Source organism: Bacillus sp. ME78, assembly GCF_903970865.1.
GTDB lineage: Bacteria > Bacillota > Bacilli > Bacillales > Bacillaceae_G > Bacillus_A > Bacillus_A cereus.
In genome coordinates, this window is sequence record NZ_CAJCKK010000008.1 from 167,579 (window position 1) to 185,237 (window position 17,659).

Below are 17,659 nucleotides of genomic sequence, written 5' to 3' on the forward strand. Positions count from 1 at the left end.
CTTTTTTGCTTTATGGATAGTGCAGAACCTTAGCTTTATATCGATGTGGCGGTACCCCTGGAAGCTTTGGATACAATCTGATATAGGCTTAATTTCGTGGGTTTGTCCTGGTTGTAGCTGGTATGGATTCGGCAATTGTTACGGGAAAAAGAACCGACATTCTGACAAATATGGAAAACCGAAAACGGCCGTGTATGAAACTTTCTATATTTATACTCAAAGTTGGTGCTACTTCTTTATTGCATTAGATAGTAATGTAATTTATAATACGTTTAAATGATTAAATTCTTAAACAAAAGGAAATGTGAGTGAAATGAACTGTAATGATAAAGTAATGCATCTTTTAGAAAGTTTAGGACCGTGTTTTCAAGGGCTGGGAGATCCAACACGTCGGCAAATTGTATCACTTTTAATTGATAAAGATAGCTTAAATGTGACGCAAATTGCGGAGCATATTCCAATGTCAAGGCCTACTGTATCTCATCATCTGAAAATATTGAAACAATCAGGGTTGCTTCAAGTTCAGAAAAAAGGCACTGAAATGTATTATTGCCTTGAATTTAATGAAACAATAAATCTTTTAAAAGAACTTGTTTCTTTAGTCGAAGATGAATGTAAGAATTAGATACAAATTTATAATTTAGGGACACATTTTGCCCCTTTTTTAATGGTTTTTATGTTAAAAGGTTTAAGTTTTTAATCATTTAAACTTATGAGTGAATACTAATTAAAATGGAGGTTTCAGATGAATAAGAAAACCGTATTAATTGTTGGTGGATATGGAGTTGTTGGTAGCCAAATTGCTCAAATTTTACATGATCGACATCCTGATTTGGAAATTAGATTAGGAGGAAGAACCTTAGGGAAAGCACTACCTTTTGAATCAGAGAGAGTAAAAATAGTCAAGGTGGACAACACAACAGATGATCCTTTAAGAAGTTTGAATGATAATCTCACATTAGTTGTTAATGCGGTTAATGATTCTCAAGATAGACTACTTCTATCCGCGGTCAAAAGAAGAATTCCATTGGTTGACATTACTCGTTGGACTGAACGCTTTCAGAGTTCTATTGCTCGATTGGAAAATGTTGAAGTTCAATCCCCTGTTGTATTAGCTTCTGGGTGGATGGGGGGGACAGCAGCCCTTTTTTCTAAAATTTATTCAAAAGATCTTCAAGAGGTTACAGTTGATATCAACGCATTATATTCTCTTCAAGACAAAGCAGGACCAAATTCAACAGCATATATGGATCGGTTAACTATTCCATTTGAAGTCAAATCTCAAGAGGGAATGCGACAGGCCTATCCAATGACTGATCCAATCAAAGTCCGCTTTCCCAACGGTTATATAACAAAATGTTATCGTTTGGATACTCCTGATCACATAACTCTGCCAGAATCTATGCATGCTGTTTCGGCTAACTTTCGTATTGCTTTTGATAGTAAAATATCTACATATGGATTGGTTTCTCTGGTGAATACAGGAATTTGGAAAATAATTAGCGGAGAAAAATTTACCGGTTTACGGAAAAATATTCTCTATAAACCCGGAAAGGGAAGTGCACATAACATAGTTATTCACCTTAAAGGTTATGATGATACTGGTGTATTGCATAGACGATGTGTGAACATATCGGATCCGTTAGGACAGACACATCTTACTGCTTTAGGAGCATCTGTCCAAGCAGAGAATATTTTACAAACATCTGATATTGTGGTTCCGGATTCTGAAATTTACTTTCCAGAAAATCTATTAGATTTGGGTGTGAATGCATCTACAATTTTAGATTTTTATAGAGAATACGGAGTTAATATTACGACAGAAAATATATAAAAGGTACCGTTCTATACGTGGTAGTACACATATCGCTATCAAACTAAAGTTAAGAAATCGAATTCCTCACATTCATCAATTTAAGAAGTCTAGTATTCCTCAAAACGAAAAAAATGAGCTGAATTGTAAGAAACAACTGTACAGAAATAAAATTTTCATTTTGGGGTAAATCGTCCTTGTTAGCTTGATGGCGATGGGGTCCCGCCCCACAACCATCAACTTAAGGATTTAGACTATTTTTGAAATTAAAAGCACGTTACTATTCTCTTATGTTAATGAGAAAGGATGGCGTGCTTTTTATGAATATGCACCAAAAACAAGAGTTATCTTTATTTGCCGAAGAGTTATATCGATTTTTCTCATTTTGGGGTATTTGTTTTTCTTAGATTGAGGGTGATGGGGCACTACTCTATAATGATCAAATTAAAATTAAAAACAGTTATAGAGACTCCATTCCTCAGAAATATTGTAACTATTAAGTTGTAAAAAGAACCATAGTTTTTCATTTTTGAAAAGGTTATGGTCTTTTTTAATTGTAACAAAGATATGATGCGAGGAAGTTTTTTAGATAAATCAAAAAAACTTGATTAATAAGTTGCATATAGAACTCATCTACGTATATACTATAAACATCAAAAAAAGTTGATGAAGGGAAGTGAACTACAGTGGCACAAAATTTTCAGCTCTATGAGAAAAAGTTTAAAGCGTTGGCGGATCAGAAACGCTTAGAAATCATGTATGAACTTTGCCAGCGAGGTCAGACGTGTGTATGTGATTTAACTGAAGTTTTTGAAATGACGCAATCTAAGTTGTCATATCATTTAAAGATTTTATTAGATGCAGGTTTAATTGTAAAAGAAACAAAAGGTACGTGGAGTTATTATGATTTAAATGATGCGGAAGTGAATAATTTATTATCAGAAGAATTGTGCTGTATCTTTAGAAAAACAGGAAAAGGTAGTTGTTGTTAAAATTTTGTAATATTAATCAAAAAAACTTGATTAATGACATGTAAAGAGGAGGAATAAGGTATGAGATATGTTCACGTCGGTATAAACGTTAAGAATTTAGAGAAGTCTATTGAATTTTATGAAAAAGTATTTGGTGTATTACCAGTTAAAGTGAAAACAGATTATGCAAAATTTTTATTAGAGACGCCAGAACTTAATTTCACGCTGAACGTGCGAGATGAAGTGAAGGGAAATCAAGTAAATCACTTTGGTTTCCAAGTTGATACAGCTGAAGAAATTACATTACATAAAGAACGATTAGAAAAAGAAGGTTTCTTTGCGCGTGATGAGATGGATACGACTTGTTGCTATGCAGTACAAGATAAGTTTTGGGTAACGGATCCCGATGGTAATGAGTGGGAGTTCTTTTATACAAAAGCAGATAGTGATGTTCATAAAATAGAAGATCCATCTTGTTGCACGACTTCAAATGAGGTAGCTAAAAATTCTTGTTGTTAATAGGAGATGGAAAATAAAATGAAACGTTTATCCTTTCTAGATCGATATTTAACACTATGGATTTTTCTAGCAATGGCTGTTGGGATTGGTTTAGGGTTTGTGTTCCCTAGTGTAGTAGATGGACTAAATACATTACAGGTTGGAACGACGTCTATTCCACTTGCTGTTGGTTTAATTGTAATGATGTATCCACCATTAGCGAAAGTTCGCTATGAGGAAATGGGCCGAGTATTTAAAGATGTAAAAGTGTTAGTTCTATCTTTAGTACAAAACTGGATTATTGGTCCGGTACTTATGTTTGTGTTAGCAATTATTTTTCTTCCTGATAAACCAGAATACATGGTTGGTCTCATTATGATTGGATTAGCACGTTGTATTGCAATGGTCATTGTTTGGAACGATCTTGCTGATGGGGATAAAGAGTATGCGGCAGGTTTAGTTGCTTTTAATTCGGTATTCCAAATGCTCTTTTTCTCAGTTTATGCATACGTATTTGTAACTGTAATTCCAGAATGGTTAGGGATTGAAGGTGCTATTGTCGATATTACAATGATAGAAGTAGCAAAATCAGTATTTATCTATTTGGGAATTCCTTTTATAGCAGGTATGTTGACACGTTTTTTACTAGTTAAGTTAAAAGGAAGACAGTGGTATGAAAAGGTGTTTATACCTAAAATTAGTCCACTTACATTACTTGCATTGCTATTTACGATCATCGTTATGTTCTCTTTAAAAGGGGAGATGATTGTTAGCGTACCACTAGATGTAGTAAGAATAGCAATTCCATTACTCATTTATTTTATTGTAATGTTTTTTGTTTCTTTCTTTATGGGAAGAAAAATTGGTGCAAACTATCCGGTGACGACAACATTAGCATTTACAGCAGGTAGTAATAACTTTGAGTTAGCAATTGCTGTAGCAGTTGGGGTGTTTGGTATTCATTCAGGCGCAGCATTTGCAGCAGTTATCGGACCATTAGTTGAAGTACCTGTAATGATTGCACTTGTAAATGTTGCTTTTTGGTTTAAACGTAAATATTTTAATAATCAACCAGTTTAAATTTAAAAACAGAGGTGGAAAACAACATGGAAAACAAAAAAACAATCTATTTCTTATGTACAGGAAATTCATGCCGAAGCCAAATGGCAGAAGCGTGGGGTAAACAATATTTAGGAGATAAGTGGAATGTATATTCTGCAGGAATCGAAGCACATGGAGTGAATCCCAATGCTATTAAAGCAATGAATGAAGTGAATATCGATATAACAAATCAAACATCAGATATGATTGATACAAACATTTTAAATAATGCTGATTTAGTCGTTACACTTTGTAGTCATGCAGATGCTGTATGCCCATCTACTCCGTCGGATGTGAATCGTGCTCACTGGGGATTTGATGATCCAGCAGGAAAAGAATGGTCTGAATTTCAACGTGTTCGCGATGAAATTGGTGAACGTATAAAGCGATTTTCTGAAATTGGGGAATAAATAAAGGCAAGAGCCAATCTTCTATTGTGTTAGAGATTGGCTCTTTTTTATTATGTATTTCATTTACTTATCGCATCGCTTTAAAACCACTCTTAGGAGTAATACAGAATATTATGTGAAGATGGTAAAGTTTCATTTTATAAATTTTACTTTATTAAAAGTTGATTTGTTAGAAAGGATAATCATTTATTGATATAATGAATGGATGCGTGGCAGGAAATAGATAGAAAGATACTGCTAGTAATTTATACTTAAAATGTAGGGAGATTGAACAGAGTTATGGGGAATGAAAAGGAAATTAGTTCCGCTAAATTAATATGGAAGATGACGCGCCCGCATACATTAACGGCGACGTTTTCTCCTGTAATTTTAGGGACAGTGGCATCACTTTATGTTGCCAAAATTGATTGGCTTTTATTTATTGCGATGATGCTTGCATGTTTAGCGCTGCAAATAGCAACGAACTTATTTAATGAGTACTATGATTTCAAACGTGGATTAGATACCGCTGAATCCGTTGGCATCGGTGGCGGAATTGTCCGTCATGGATTGAAGCCAAAAAATGTGTTAACAGTTGCGCTTTTATTATATGTCGTAGCAGCTTTTATTGGCATTTATATTTGTATGAATAGTAGTTGGTGGTTAGTCGTTATTGGTTTAATTGGGATGGCAGTTGGCTATTTATATACAGGCGGTCCATTACCAATTGCGTACACTCCGTTTGGAGAATTAGTTTCTGGATTGTTAATGGGAACATGTTTTGTACTCATTGCTTTCTTTATTCAAACGAATACTTTAACGATTGAAAGTGTATTGATTTCCATTCCAATTGGAATTTTAGTCGGTGCAATCAATATGTCAAATAACATCCGAGATATCGAAGAAGATATTAAAGGTGGAAGAAAGACATTAGTAATCCTCCTTGGGAGAGAGAAAGCTGTGGTAACACTAGCAGTAGCCTTTTTCATTGCGTATTTATGGATTGCCGTAATTGTATTAATGGGTTATATAAGCCCTTGGGCATTAGTTATGTTCCTAGGTTTGAGAAAGCCAATTTCTGCGATTCAAAGTTTCCAAAAAGGGGCAAAGGATCCTGGATATATGCGCATCGCAATGAAATCAACAGCGATGACAAATACGATTTTCGGCTTCTTGTTATCAGCAGGATTATTAATTAGTTATTTGTTTTAAATAACTTAACCCCAATTTCTCGATTTTAATATAGAGAAATTGGGGTTTTATTTTGAGTTTTTTTACGTTATAAACTATTATCATTTGAAATGTATATACCAATAAATTGCAACTTCATCACTTGTCTTATCCAAACCTTTATAAACAAGAAAATCAAACCCACCAATTACAAATCCACATTTTTCATAAAATTTACATGCTGCGACATTATTATTTTGCGTTTCAAGCATGATACCTGGCATATTTCCTTTTTTTGCCCACTGCTTTGCTTGATCAACTAATTTTTTGCCAACTCCGATTGTACGATATTTTTTATCTACCGTTATATCTTCTATGTAAGCATAGTGGTTCCAATTCTTTTTCAATACCATTAATCCAATGATATGGTTATGTAACAGAGCTATGTAAATGACTTGATTAGGTTTATTTATATATTCATTGTAAGCCAGTTCTTCATTATCATCTTGATTTTGTAAATAACTTTTTTCATAACTTGGAACGTCTTCTACTGTATATTCTATGCGTCTATTTCCTTTGGAAAGAGAAAGAATTAACCGAGCATTCACTATAAAACTGTCATCAATCTCCGGGAGATTATCTAAATCATTTGTTTCTAACTCTCTAATTACAAGGTTCATCGGAGTACCTCCACATAATAATATTTCTTCTAGTTCTTCATTTGGTTCAAATGAATTCCAATTACAAAATTATAATAGAATTTCAATAGTACGGCCATCTCTGTATTTTATCTTTATACCGGTATGCTATTATCTTGATGTAAAAATGTTATTTAGAAAGAGTAGTATTTTTTATTTTGGATGTATATCCAGTTTTCAAATTTAACTGTAGTAGAGAAACAAATATTTTTTTAAAGAGTGGATGTAATAGGCTATTCTTTAACTAATTTCGACATTATCTGCATTTTATCTTCACCTTCCTCTATTAATCTATTTATTGTAAATATCAGCTGAAGTTAATGTTTAGCTGCATAAATAATGAATATGAAAATGAGTAGGGAAAGGATCGAAACATAATGAAAGAATCACAAAATAAGAAAAAAACAAGTGTAGTAACTAAGGCAATACTATCTCTAGGAGTTGTTTTAGCAACGACCTTTTTCACGTTCTTTTTAATAGGGAAATGGAACTCTATCCCAGCGAAAGGGGTAGCTAATGAAAATATTAGGCTAGCTAATACGCAACAACAAAAAAAGAAAGAGGACACATCACTGACAAAACAGAAAAGACCTGATGGAAAACCAGTAGGACAGGTTGTTTATTTAACATTTGATGACGGTCCTAGCGAATTAACTGGGAAATTTTTAGATGTACTAAAAGAGCAACATGTTGCTTCGACATTTTTTATGCAAGGTAGCAATTTACAGAATACCGGTTTTCAGGAAAATGTAAAACGAGCAGTAAAAGAAGGACATTATATTGGTGCACATAGTATGACACATAATAGTGATAAGCTATACAAAAAAGGACAATTTGTAACGGAGATGAAAGAAACGTTAGCTCTTATTCATAATATTACAGGTACAACTCCTAAACTAGTCCGTCCTCCATATGGATCTGCACCAGGATTAAAGGGGCAGGACATTCGTAACAAAATTGTAGAAGCAGGAATAAAAGTTTGGGATTGGACGATAGATTCAAATGATTGGAAATTAAAAGGTAACCCACAGCAAATTATAGAAAATGTAAAGCGTACAACAACAGAAGATGTGGAAGTAGTTCTAATGCATGAAAAACCACAGACATTACAAGCGCTTCCGGAAATTATTAAATTTTATAAGGAAAAAGGATATGAATTCGGGGTATACAATGAAGCGGATCATTTTCAACTAAACTTCCAGAAAGATCAACGTCTATAGTATCAAATAAATAAATTAAGAGCATGTTCTGATTTATCTTTCTTCAGGACATGCTTTTTTTGCTCGTTTCTATAAGCTTATTACTACCAATTTAACAAAGCATCATTTACAAGTTACTTTATGGATAACTCACTTTAGAATAACTAACTTATAGAAAAAATTGAATAATTTTCATGTGTAAGGAGATTTTAAGAAGGATAATAGAGGGGATATTTTCCTGTTGTTTTCTAGATAAATGATTACTTACAAAAAACATTTAGTGGAACTGTTTTTTAAAGCTATTCTGTCAAGATATTATTAACAATTGGGTTCAAAACATAACCACTCGATAAATGGGGTAGTATGATGAAAAAACTTAGTAGAAAGCGTTTGAGAAAAGATATTCAGGAACTTGAGAGTGCAAGTATGCTGCTCCAAAATGATCAAGAGTGCGGACTCAAGCAGAGTGTATCTGCGAATGAAGAAGTTTTGAGACAAGTTTTTGAAAATTGTTCCGATATTGTTTTTCGTCCAATAATCATAGATAGTCAAAATAAAATTCTCTTTATTTATATAGATGGATTAGTTGACACTAAAGTTGTGGAACAAGTTGTTTTGAAACCAATGATGTTTGAAGGTCTGCCTAGTGGAGTAAAGAGTGTGGATTCGGTAGGAGAAATTATACAAAATCAGCTAATTGCGGTTTCTCAAGTAAAGACAATCTCTAAAGTTCGTGAGGTTATAGAAGCAGTATTGAAAGCGAATATCGTCATTTTAACAGAAGGAGAGAGTCAAGCTCTAGTCGCTGATTTAAAAGGTTTTGAAAAACGAGGTATTGAAGAGCCGGCTGCCGAGATCTCTGTTCGTGGCCCTCGGGACGGGTTTACGGAAACGATAAGGGTCAATACGAGCCTGATTCGCCGAAGAATTCGAAGCCAAAAACTAAAAATGGAATCTTATTCGATTGGGGAATTGTCACAGACAGATGTGGTAATTGCCTATATTGAGGGAATTGCACCTGATTCGGTTTTGGATGAAGTTCGCCAAAGGGTAAAGCGAATTCAAATTGATGGAGTATTGGAGTCAGCTTTCATTGAAGAGTTTATTGAGGACCAACCCTTTTCGCCCTTTCCACAAATTCAAAATACTGAGCGGCCAGATGCGGTTTGTGCAAGTTTATTAGAGGGAAAAGTCGCCATTTTAGTAGATAACACACCTTTCGTTTTGATTGTTCCTATGACATTTTGGACTGGTCTACAAGCAGCGGAGGATTATTATGAACGCTCCATCTACACAACTTTTGTTCGATGGATACGTTTAATATTAATTAATATTTCATTATTTCTTCCTTCTCTCTATGTTGCTATTACAACCTTTCATCCTAAATTAATTCCGACAAATTTGCTTATTAGTATTGCAGCTGCGCGAGAAGGCATTCCGTTCCCGGCTGTCATAGAAGCGCTAATGATGGAGTTTTTATTTGAAGGCTTGAGGGAAGCGGGGGTTCGGTTACCAAAACCTGTTGGATCAGCAGTTAGTATTGTCGGAGCACTTGTTATCGGGCAAGCTGCTGTGCAAGCAGGTATTATTTCCGCACCTTTGGTCATTGTTGTGGCGACGACCGGTATTGCGTCATTTGCGTTCCCGCGCTACAACTTAGGAACAGCTTACCGGATGTTACGCTTTCCGATGCTGTTATTGGCAGGGATGCTCGGGCTATACGGTGTTGCAATAAGTACCCTTGCAATTTTGATTCATTTAACTAACATTCGTTCTTTTGGCATTCCGTATTTAAGTCCAGTTGCACCACAGACTCCTCGTGATTTAAAGGATGTTTTTCTCCGAACACCTCGTTGGAATATGACCCACCGCCCAATAATGGTATCTGGTGAAGAGAAAGTCCGTTTTTCAGGTGGACAAAAGCCAGATGAGAAACGGGGAGGGGAAACAGAATGAGCCTGCACAAGGCACTCTGTATGATACTGGTCATTTCTTTATGCTTCTTGACGGGATGTTGGGATCGGACAGAATTAAATGATTTGGCAATAGAATTAGGATGGGGACTTGATCAAGCGAAGAATAATAAGATTGAAATTAGTGCTCAGTTTATTATTCCATCAAAAATGGGAATGGGACAGAGCGGAAGAAGTAATGCAGGAAAAGCGTTTTTTACAGAATCGGGAACGGGAAGGGATACACATGAAGCTATACAAATGATGCAAACAAAAATGTCGAGAGAAATTTTTCGAGGGCACCAGCGTGTAATATTGATTGGAGAAAAAATGGCTAAAAGTGGTCTTGCTCCAGTTTTAGATTCATATAGCCGCGATCCTGATATTCGATTACGAGCAGGTGTGTTTGTCATAAAAGGGAATACTGCAAAAGATTTTCTGAAAGCATCCATCCCTTTAGAGTCTATCCCGGCACTTGGGGCACTTAAAGAGCATATGCAAATAGAGGCAGCGGGAGATATGTCTTTATTGAATTTTCTTATTGCTGGTACGAGTGATGGAATCACCCCGATTTTGCCCGTTATTAAACTAAATGTGTCTCATAAAAAAGGTAAAACCGTGGTCAAAGGGTTTCAAATTGTAGGCGGTGCTATATTTAACAACGATTTCAAATTGGTAGGATACTTGAACATGCAGGAATGGTTAACTACTCTTTGGATAGTGAATCGTTTAAGTAAACAGACAGTTACAGCAACAGCCTCTAAAGGAAATGGTAGTGCAAGTTTATATATGACAAAGATCAATAGAAAAATCATACCTACTATACAAGGGGACACAATTAAGTGTGACATTGTTTTTTCTGGTGAAGGAACAATTCAGGAGAACAATACGAATTTAGATCTTTCGCAGCCAAAAAATCTTACTCTTTTAGAACATGTATTGGAAAAACAGTCCGAAAAGGAAGCTCTCCAAACTATTAAAAAGGTTCAAAAACAATACGGAACCGATATCTTTGGATTTGGAGAAGCCATTCATCAAAAATATCCATCCGAATGGAAAGGGTTAAAAAAGAATTGGAGTAAACAATTTCGAAAAGTGGAGGTTTCTGTTCATACACAGCTCACTATTCGGCGAGTAGGACTGACTGGACCACCGTTGCAGTTGAAGAAAAATGAAATGAAAAAATAAGGAGGAATATAGAGTGTGAGAAATTCGATGAAAATCTCTGGCAGGCAAATCTTTTGGATGATGTTCACATTTGAAGTGGGACAATCACTCCTTCTAGTTATTCCAGCGACGATTCGTACTGTCAAACAAGATGCGTGGATCTCGATTTTGATTGCAGGAGTGATAGGGGTTGCTCTTACTTTTTTGGCAACTACACTTGGTTCGCTTTATCCGAAACAAACTCTCATTGAATTTAGTCAAACTATTCTTGGTAAATGGCTAGGAAAGCTAATGATGATTCCTTACTTCTTTGGGTGGTACATGATAATTTGGATAACCGTCCGTGAATTTGGTGAGTTCATTATTATCGCTTTGTTTCATAATACACCTTTGTGGGTCATTGTCTTTACTGCGATGTTATTGCTCATTTTTATCATTTACCAAGGAGGGGTGGAAGGTATTGGACGTTTAAGTGAAATCATAGGGCCAATTGTACTTTTAATGATAACGTTTGTAATCATTTTGAATGTTGGTAATATGAATTGGGATTATATGCGGCCTATTTATCACGATTCTGGCTGGCTTCCCATCCTGAAAGGTTCCTATACGCCTGTAGCCGCATTTTTTGGAGAGGCTGTCATGATGATGATGTTCGTTTTCTTTATGGATAAACCAGAGCAAGCGTCATCAAGGGCGATGTTGGGGGTAGGATTAGCCGTTTTCATGGTAACGATCGGAACATTAGCGGTCATTTTAACATTCGGTCCGAATTTATCTTCAAGTTTTTTGTATCCCGTTTACGATTTGAGCCGATACATATCTGTCATGGAGTTCATTCAAAATGTGGATATTTTGATAGTTATTATTTGGTTTTTTAGTATTTTTGTGAAATTGGCGTTATACATGTTTATCGCTTGTTATGGAACAGCGCAAATATTTCATTTGAAGGATTGGCGAAAAGTAGCGTTCGTTCTTGCTCCTATTTCGTTCATCATAGCTGTGTCAGTTAAAAATATCCAAACATTTACCCATTATTACTACATATTTTTCGTAATTCCAATTGCATTTCCCGTTTATGAGCTAGGGATTCCTTTACTGTTATTGGTGGTTGGCAAAATTCGAAGGAAATATGCATAAACCCAATCGGTAATATGTTTGGAGGGCAGGTATACTTTTAGTTTTTTGACTAATATAACAAGAGAAAAATCCTATTCATAAGTGTAGGATTTTTCGTTTGTATATTACGTTACAAGAGTTTCCTTATTTTCTCCGGAATGTCCTTTTTAGAAATGTATGCAACAGAGTCTTTATAGTAAGAGTATTTTGTTTGGGATAGTAAAAAACGTATATTACAATATGAAAATTCACTTTAATATTAAAGGATACATGACAACGATTCCTATAAATTCTTCTCAATAATTGAAAATAAAATCAATCCAGATTATTATATTGTTATTGTAATTATAAATGTAATTACATTTTATTGAAGGAGGATACAAAGATGAAAAATTCAAAAGGCTCTATTGAATCAGAGATAAGCAAAGCAATTACTCACTGGGAAAAGGACTACCTAGGACGCGGGTCTATATCCGTTAAGACAGATATATTAAGGGATATGATTATCGTAAATCTACAAGGTATTTTAACGCCGGCTGAATATACGGTTTGCGAAACAAAAGACGGTATGCTAACGATAAAGAAAAATCGTTCGGAGCTAGTTGAATCTGGAATTGAAGATTTGAAAGAGATTATACTAGAATTAACTGAAGAAAAAGTGAAAAGCTTTCATACGGATATAAGCTCCCGCACTGGTGAACGAGTAATGATTTTTAAATTGTTTCATAATCTTGAGGAAAAATTTAAAAAATAAAAAACATCTTAAGGTTAGTGGAAGATAAACTAAAAATGTAGTGAGAGAGTTAAGAAACCTTAAATTTTTGCACTTTATTTAAATTTATTAACATAATAATAATTAAAAACTTGAAATTATTTACGTATACTGAATTTTAATTGGAATAACGTTCAAAAAAACTGATAAATAAATTGACAAACTGCTTAATATAGTTTATCTTATAATTGTTTTAAAAAATTAATAGATGCTTATTTTAACTGTTTGCTATAATTAAGGCTTTAGCATTTTTTTAATATGTAATATTGATTAAATGAAAAAGTTTCTTAATTGAAAGATAGCGCATAACATAAATTGATATATTGATTGCATAATCTAGGAGATCAGAGATATACTGTTATTTTTAATAGGAGTAATACATACATTACTATCCTCTATAAAATGGGAGCTCTTCAAAAAACTTTATTGAAGTTAGTTGAAGTGAAACCGACAATCTCCATAATTCAATGATGATATAAAATCATTGAATTATGGAAGTTGTCGGTTTTTTTTATGGGAAAAAACGATGCACTAAAAAGAGTGAATGAAAATTGAAATTTAAAAAACTATCGTAATTAAAAGGAATTTTTATAGGCTATTTTCGCTTAGAAGGGAGTATTTAACATGTTAATTTCGCTGAGTTCATCAACACTGTTAACTTTATTTTTTATGGCGCTTAGTGCTTCTTGGCTAAGTGGATTATTGTTTTTACATGCAAGGGTACCTTTACGTTTTGTTCATATCCATATTGGTATCGCTGCTTTACCTTCATTGGTTTCTTTACTCGCACTTGTTAATAACAATGGAGATAGAGTTGTGGGGCCTTGGCATCTAGATACTTTAGCTTGGTTAATGGCTTTCTTTGTTCTTACAATTGGTTTAATCATTCAGCGTTTCTCTGTACGTTACTTAATGGGGGATCACTCATATCGAAAATACTTTGCACTTTTTACATTTACTACAGGTGTATCTTCGGTTGCATGGTTAAGTGATGATCTTCGTTTAATGCTCATTTGTTGGGGAGCAACGCTTATAGGATTGGTTCTACTCATAGGGCTAAATAAAGGTTGGAAAGTAGTTAGTGAAGCAACTAAAATCTCTGGCTATTTATTTACAATAAGTTGGATTGCCTTACTATCAGCTATCATTTGGCTTTTTCAAGTAACAGGACAGTGGCAGTTAACATCAGTTTTAACGAATGAAAATGTAGCGCTACATGGAACATTGGAGAGAACAGGAATTAACTTATTAATTATATTAGCTGTGATGATTCCAGCAGCACAATGGCCTTTTCAAAGATGGTTAATTGAGTCTGCTGTTGCTCCAACTCCTGTTTCTGCTATTATGCATGCGGGTTTAGTAAATGCTGGCGGTATCATGTTAACTAGATTTTCACCTCTTTTTCATGATGATATTGCACAAATAATTTTACTAATTTTCTCTAGTATTTCTGTCTTAATAGGTACAGGAATTAGTTTAGTCCAAGTTGATTATAAACGTCAGCTAGTAGGTTCAACTATTGCACAAATGGGATTTATGCTTATTCAATGTGCATTAGGCGCCTATTTAGCAGCTGTTATTCATTTAATTTTACATGGTTTGTTTAAAGCTACACTATTTTTACAAGCTGGTTCTTCAGTGCAACGTTTTGGGGTAGTGAATCAGTCTAATGAAAAGATGTCCAATTTGTGGAGTATAGTTGGACGTGTTTTAGGATTATTTATAGCAATTACTTTCTGGTTTATGACTTCTGGAGAGGGGTATCAACTAGTTAGTGCGTTAATCTTAGGATGGTCACTATACTTTTCATGGAAACAGCTTGTTGTTTTTGGAGAGGGAAGAATGGGACGAATTGCTGGCTTAATTGTTTTGATTGGATTTTCTCTCATTTACTTTACTGTTCATAATTCTCTTTATAAATGGTTGCATACTGATATTTATCAAAGTGTTCAACCTTCAGCTCCAGCCGTTATCTTTGTTATATGTATTTTACTATTTAGTAGTGTTATTAGTACTTTCGTTACTCGTCATCAATCTTCTGCTTTATTCGCTGTACTTTATCTTTGGTTAGTTCGAGTAGGTGAGGCGAGAAGAAAGTCAGTAGAAAGTCACCCAAGCTATCTGAAACATTATGTATCAAAGGGAGGTAATTCGTGATGAGCATACCGTCAATATTAAAGAAAGATACAAACATTGATATGCAAGAAAATAATATAAATGATTTCGTTGCATCTGCTAGCCGAGTTATTGCACCACTTTGGCCTATCTCGACGTTTGCAGCTCACCACCCTTGGATGGGACTTGAAAAGCAATCATTTGAACAAGTCGCAAATTGGTTAAAAGAAGCTCGTAATGTGGATATTTATCCTAGTGCTTCCATGATTCATTCGGCAAAAGCAAAAGGTGAGATTGAGGAATCATTTTTACAAATGAGTTTGTCTCGTTGGCTGGATTCACAATCTTTTCATATTCCGCGAGAGAAAGCAGAGCGATTTTGCCAAGCAGCTTTAAAGTTAGAAAAATTACCTTCTAGTCTATTATCATCGCCAGAAGTAAATAAATTGGCAGAAGAAATGAGTTATATAAATACAGCAAGTATGAAAGCGTCTGTTATGCAGCCAATAAGTTCGCTTATAGAGAATCAAAATAGTGAAAACCTATCTGATGTTCTTAATTATCATATCATTAAATGGTGTAAATTATATCTTGATGACTCCGGATCAAGTTGGACGATGCCAAATCGAGAGAAAGGTTTTTATCGTGCATGGCAACACCTTATTAAATTTGATCCAGCGCTCAGTAAAAATGAGCGTAAAGTTTTAAAAGATTGGCCACAAGATGCCGAAGTAGCTTTAGCGAGAGCATTATCTGAACTAGGAATTTCTGAATCTAACATACAATCTTACCTTGAAGGGCACTTGCTTTCTTTGCCTGGGTGGGCAGGAATGATACGATGGCGCTCACAACAATCAATTCAGGAACAGGAACTTCTCATAGAATATTTAGCAGTTCGAATTTCTATGGAGCTGGCTATTGCAAAACCTTATTTACTTTTAAAACATCAAAAGGTTGAGAAAAAAGTTTCGATCGTCCCACTTATAGCTTCTTGGATCTATTGGGGGAATATTTCAACACGGGAATGGTTACAAATGCCTGCTGCTGAACAAAGTGAATTATTAGTATTCGCTTATCGTTTTGATGAAAATATTCGCAGGAAACTTTGGCTGGAAGCTTGGGAACAAACGCATGCAGAGCAATTAAGGGAGAAGATTGCTTCTACACAACGTGCAACCAATGATAAAAAGCGTGTATTAGCTCAATTAGCATTCTGTATTGATGTACGTTCAGAACCGTTTCGTCGCCATCTTGAAAAATTAGGTCCGTTTGAAACATTTGGGATAGCTGGTTTCTTTGGATTACCAATTGCAACTAGTGAACTAGGTAGCAATAATAACCATCCTTCTTTGCCAGTTATACTCAAACCGAAACATCAAATAAAAGAGCTCACAAATGAAAATGAACTTAAATCTTATGAGCAACGTAAGAGGGTAGGCAGTTCGGTACGTTATACATTTAAAACGATGAAACAGAACGTACTGACAAGTATGGCGCTACCTGAGTTAAGTGGTCCTTTACTTGGTCTACAGATGGTGACAAGAAGTTTTGTCCCAAGGGGAGTTGGTGGTTTCATTCGTAACCTTCGTAAAACTATGTTACAAAAACCTGATACAACATTCTCGCTTAATCATGTTCATGACACAAAGGGTGAGATACCTATCGGTTTTACGAAAGAAGAAAAAGTGAACTATGTGCGTCAAGCTTTAAAAATGGTGGGACTGACAGAAAAATTTGCTCCTTTAGTTGTAATGTGCGGACATAGTAGTCAAAGTACGAACAATCCTTATGCTGCAGCACTTGAGTGTGGTGCGTGTGGCGGAGCAGCGGGAGGGTTTAATGCAAGAGTTTTCGCTACTTTATGTAATCTTCCAGAAGTGAGAGAGGCGTTGTCTGCTGAAGGTATTAAAATTCCTGAGGACACCATTTTTGCAGCAGCTGAACATAAAACAACAGTGGATGAATTGGAATGGATTTACGTCCCAGAACTTTCGGAAACTGCGCAAGAAGCATTTGATTGTATCGAGTCGATTATGCCAAATGTGAGCCAACATGCAAATAGAGAGCGTTTAACGCAATTACCAAATTTTAAAACGAAAATAAAAAATGCGAGTAAAGAGGCACATCGATTTGCAGAAGATTGGAGTGAAATACGTCCAGAATGGGGATTAGCTCGTAATGCATCTTTTATTATCGGGCAACGAGAATTAACTCAGGATTGTGACTTAGACGGTAGGGCTTTCCTCCATAATTATGATTGGAAACAGGATGAAAGTGGCGATATATTAGCTAACATTATTGCAGGACCAGGAACAGTAGCTCAGTGGATAAATCTACAATATTACGCTTCAACTGTAGCTCCTCATTATTATGGTAGTGGAAACAAAACAACCCAAACCGTAACGGCGGGTCTCGGTGTTATGCAGGGAAATGCAAGTGATTTGTTGCCGGGCTTACCTTGGCAATCCGTTATGCAGTCAGATAGTGAGACGTATCATTCACCACTTCGTTTACTAATTGTAATTCAAGCGCCTAGTCAATATATAGAACGTTTGCTAAATAATGATTTCACATTTCGAGAAAAAGTTCAAAATGGATGGGTTAGACTTGCAAGTGTTGATCCAGAGGGACGCTGGAAAAACTGGTAACAATCATGCAATGCATAATCAACTATTGTTACTAGCTTAAAAATTTCATA

Annotated in this window: 15 protein-coding genes; 14 read left to right on the plus strand and 1 reads right to left on the minus strand. The window is 35.2% G+C overall.

Going from position 1 to position 17,659, the window contains the following annotated elements:
- Nucleotides 1-313: 313 nt before the first annotated feature.
- The 7 genes from H6481_RS12185 to menA all read left to right on the plus strand — a co-directional run bounded on the left by H6481_RS12185 (nt 314) and on the right by menA (nt 5,984).
- Nucleotides 314-625: a metalloregulator ArsR/SmtB family transcription factor gene (locus tag H6481_RS12185; protein ID WP_000995772.1), complete on the plus strand. Its 312-nt coding sequence runs from the start codon at nt 314-316 to the stop codon at nt 623-625.
- Between the two features lie 120 nt (nt 626-745).
- On the plus strand, nt 746-1,834 hold the full coding sequence (locus H6481_RS12190) for a saccharopine dehydrogenase (RefSeq protein ID WP_182811824.1): 1,089 nt from the start codon (nt 746-748) through the stop codon (nt 1,832-1,834).
- Between the two features lie 665 nt (nt 1,835-2,499).
- Nucleotides 2,500-2,805 carry an arsenical resistance operon transcriptional regulator ArsR gene (gene arsR, locus H6481_RS12195; RefSeq protein ID WP_002026021.1) on the plus strand — a complete coding sequence of 102 codons (306 nt, stop codon included), beginning with the start codon at nt 2,500-2,502 and terminating at the stop codon, nt 2,803-2,805.
- Nucleotides 2,806-2,865: 60 nt separating this feature from the next.
- A complete protein-coding gene (locus tag H6481_RS12200) occupies nt 2,866-3,303 on the plus strand; it encodes an ArsI/CadI family heavy metal resistance metalloenzyme (protein ID WP_182811827.1) in 438 nt (145 codons plus the stop codon).
- Nucleotides 3,304-3,321: 18 nt separating this feature from the next.
- Nucleotides 3,322-4,362, plus strand: coding sequence for an ACR3 family arsenite efflux transporter (arsB, locus tag H6481_RS12205; RefSeq protein ID WP_182811830.1), 1,041 nt, complete (start codon nt 3,322-3,324; stop codon nt 4,360-4,362).
- A 26-nt stretch (nt 4,363-4,388) separates the two neighbouring features.
- Nucleotides 4,389-4,793 (plus strand): arsenate reductase (thioredoxin), encoded by a 405-nt coding sequence (gene arsC, locus H6481_RS12210; protein ID WP_182811833.1) that lies wholly within the window; start codon nt 4,389-4,391, stop codon nt 4,791-4,793.
- Between the two features lie 279 nt (nt 4,794-5,072).
- Nucleotides 5,073-5,984 (plus strand): 1,4-dihydroxy-2-naphthoate polyprenyltransferase, encoded by a 912-nt coding sequence (menA, locus tag H6481_RS12215; protein ID WP_182811836.1) that lies wholly within the window; start codon nt 5,073-5,075, stop codon nt 5,982-5,984.
- Between the two features lie 80 nt (nt 5,985-6,064).
- On the opposite strand, the gene satA is transcribed toward menA, so the two are convergent.
- Nucleotides 6,065-6,622 (minus strand): streptothricin N-acetyltransferase SatA, encoded by a 558-nt coding sequence (satA, locus tag H6481_RS12220; RefSeq protein WP_182811839.1) that lies wholly within the window; start codon nt 6,620-6,622, stop codon nt 6,065-6,067.
- 395 nt (nt 6,623-7,017) lie between these two features.
- On the opposite strand from satA, the gene H6481_RS12225 reads away from it, so the two are divergent.
- The 7 genes from H6481_RS12225 to H6481_RS12255 all read left to right on the plus strand — a co-directional run bounded on the left by H6481_RS12225 (nt 7,018) and on the right by H6481_RS12255 (nt 17,609).
- Nucleotides 7,018-7,860 (plus strand): polysaccharide deacetylase family protein, encoded by an 843-nt coding sequence (locus tag H6481_RS12225; RefSeq protein ID WP_182811842.1) that lies wholly within the window; start codon nt 7,018-7,020, stop codon nt 7,858-7,860.
- A 342-nt stretch (nt 7,861-8,202) separates the two neighbouring features.
- Nucleotides 8,203-9,795, plus strand: coding sequence for a spore germination protein (locus H6481_RS12230; RefSeq protein ID WP_182811846.1), 1,593 nt, complete (start codon nt 8,203-8,205; stop codon nt 9,793-9,795).
- Complete coding sequence (locus H6481_RS12235; protein WP_182811849.1) at nt 9,792-10,979, plus strand: Ger(x)C family spore germination protein; 1,188 nt, start codon at nt 9,792-9,794, stop codon at nt 10,977-10,979. Before H6481_RS12230 ends, H6481_RS12235 begins: the two co-directional genes overlap by 4 nt.
- Before the next feature lie 27 nt (nt 10,980-11,006).
- On the plus strand, nt 11,007-12,095 hold the full coding sequence (locus H6481_RS12240) for an endospore germination permease (RefSeq protein WP_182811875.1): 1,089 nt from the start codon (nt 11,007-11,009) through the stop codon (nt 12,093-12,095).
- A gap of 364 nt (nt 12,096-12,459) precedes the next feature.
- The gene (locus tag H6481_RS12245; RefSeq protein WP_182811852.1) at nt 12,460-12,828 is read left to right on the plus strand and encodes a DUF2294 domain-containing protein; all 369 of its coding nucleotides are present in this window, start codon (nt 12,460-12,462) and stop codon (nt 12,826-12,828) included.
- A 642-nt stretch (nt 12,829-13,470) separates the two neighbouring features.
- Nucleotides 13,471-15,003 carry an NADH dehydrogenase subunit 5 gene (locus H6481_RS12250; protein ID WP_071731961.1) on the plus strand — a complete coding sequence of 511 codons (1,533 nt, stop codon included), beginning with the start codon at nt 13,471-13,473 and terminating at the stop codon, nt 15,001-15,003.
- On the plus strand, nt 15,003-17,609 hold the full coding sequence (locus H6481_RS12255) for a putative inorganic carbon transporter subunit DabA (RefSeq protein ID WP_182811855.1): 2,607 nt from the start codon (nt 15,003-15,005) through the stop codon (nt 17,607-17,609). The genes H6481_RS12250 and H6481_RS12255 overlap by 1 nt, the downstream gene beginning before the upstream one ends.
- Nucleotides 17,610-17,659: the final 50 nt, after the last annotated feature.

What these genes read in the sequence shown, in the direction of transcription:
- H6481_RS12185 (WP_000995772.1), top strand. Translation starts at nt 314, where the DNA reads ATGAACTGTAATGATAAAGTAATGCATCTTTTAGAAAGTTTAGGACCG.
- H6481_RS12190 (WP_182811824.1), top strand. Translation starts at nt 746, where the DNA reads ATGAATAAGAAAACCGTATTAATTGTTGGTGGATATGGAGTTGTTGGT.
- H6481_RS12200 (WP_182811827.1), top strand. Translation starts at nt 2,866, where the DNA reads ATGAGATATGTTCACGTCGGTATAAACGTTAAGAATTTAGAGAAGTCT.
- arsB (WP_182811830.1), top strand. Translation starts at nt 3,322, where the DNA reads ATGAAACGTTTATCCTTTCTAGATCGATATTTAACACTATGGATTTTT.
- arsC (WP_182811833.1), top strand. Translation starts at nt 4,389, where the DNA reads ATGGAAAACAAAAAAACAATCTATTTCTTATGTACAGGAAATTCATGC.
- menA (WP_182811836.1), top strand. Translation starts at nt 5,073, where the DNA reads ATGGGGAATGAAAAGGAAATTAGTTCCGCTAAATTAATATGGAAGATG.
- satA (WP_182811839.1), bottom strand. Translation starts at nt 6,622, where the DNA reads ATGAACCTTGTAATTAGAGAGTTAGAAACAAATGATTTAGATAATCTC.
- H6481_RS12225 (WP_182811842.1), top strand. Translation starts at nt 7,018, where the DNA reads ATGAAAGAATCACAAAATAAGAAAAAAACAAGTGTAGTAACTAAGGCA.
- H6481_RS12230 (WP_182811846.1), top strand. Translation starts at nt 8,203, where the DNA reads ATGATGAAAAAACTTAGTAGAAAGCGTTTGAGAAAAGATATTCAGGAA.
- H6481_RS12235 (WP_182811849.1), top strand. Translation starts at nt 9,792, where the DNA reads ATGAGCCTGCACAAGGCACTCTGTATGATACTGGTCATTTCTTTATGC.
- H6481_RS12240 (WP_182811875.1), top strand. Translation starts at nt 11,007, where the DNA reads ATGAAAATCTCTGGCAGGCAAATCTTTTGGATGATGTTCACATTTGAA.
- H6481_RS12245 (WP_182811852.1), top strand. Translation starts at nt 12,460, where the DNA reads ATGAAAAATTCAAAAGGCTCTATTGAATCAGAGATAAGCAAAGCAATT.
- H6481_RS12250 (WP_071731961.1), top strand. Translation starts at nt 13,471, where the DNA reads ATGTTAATTTCGCTGAGTTCATCAACACTGTTAACTTTATTTTTTATG.
- H6481_RS12255 (WP_182811855.1), top strand. Translation starts at nt 15,003, where the DNA reads ATGAGCATACCGTCAATATTAAAGAAAGATACAAACATTGATATGCAA.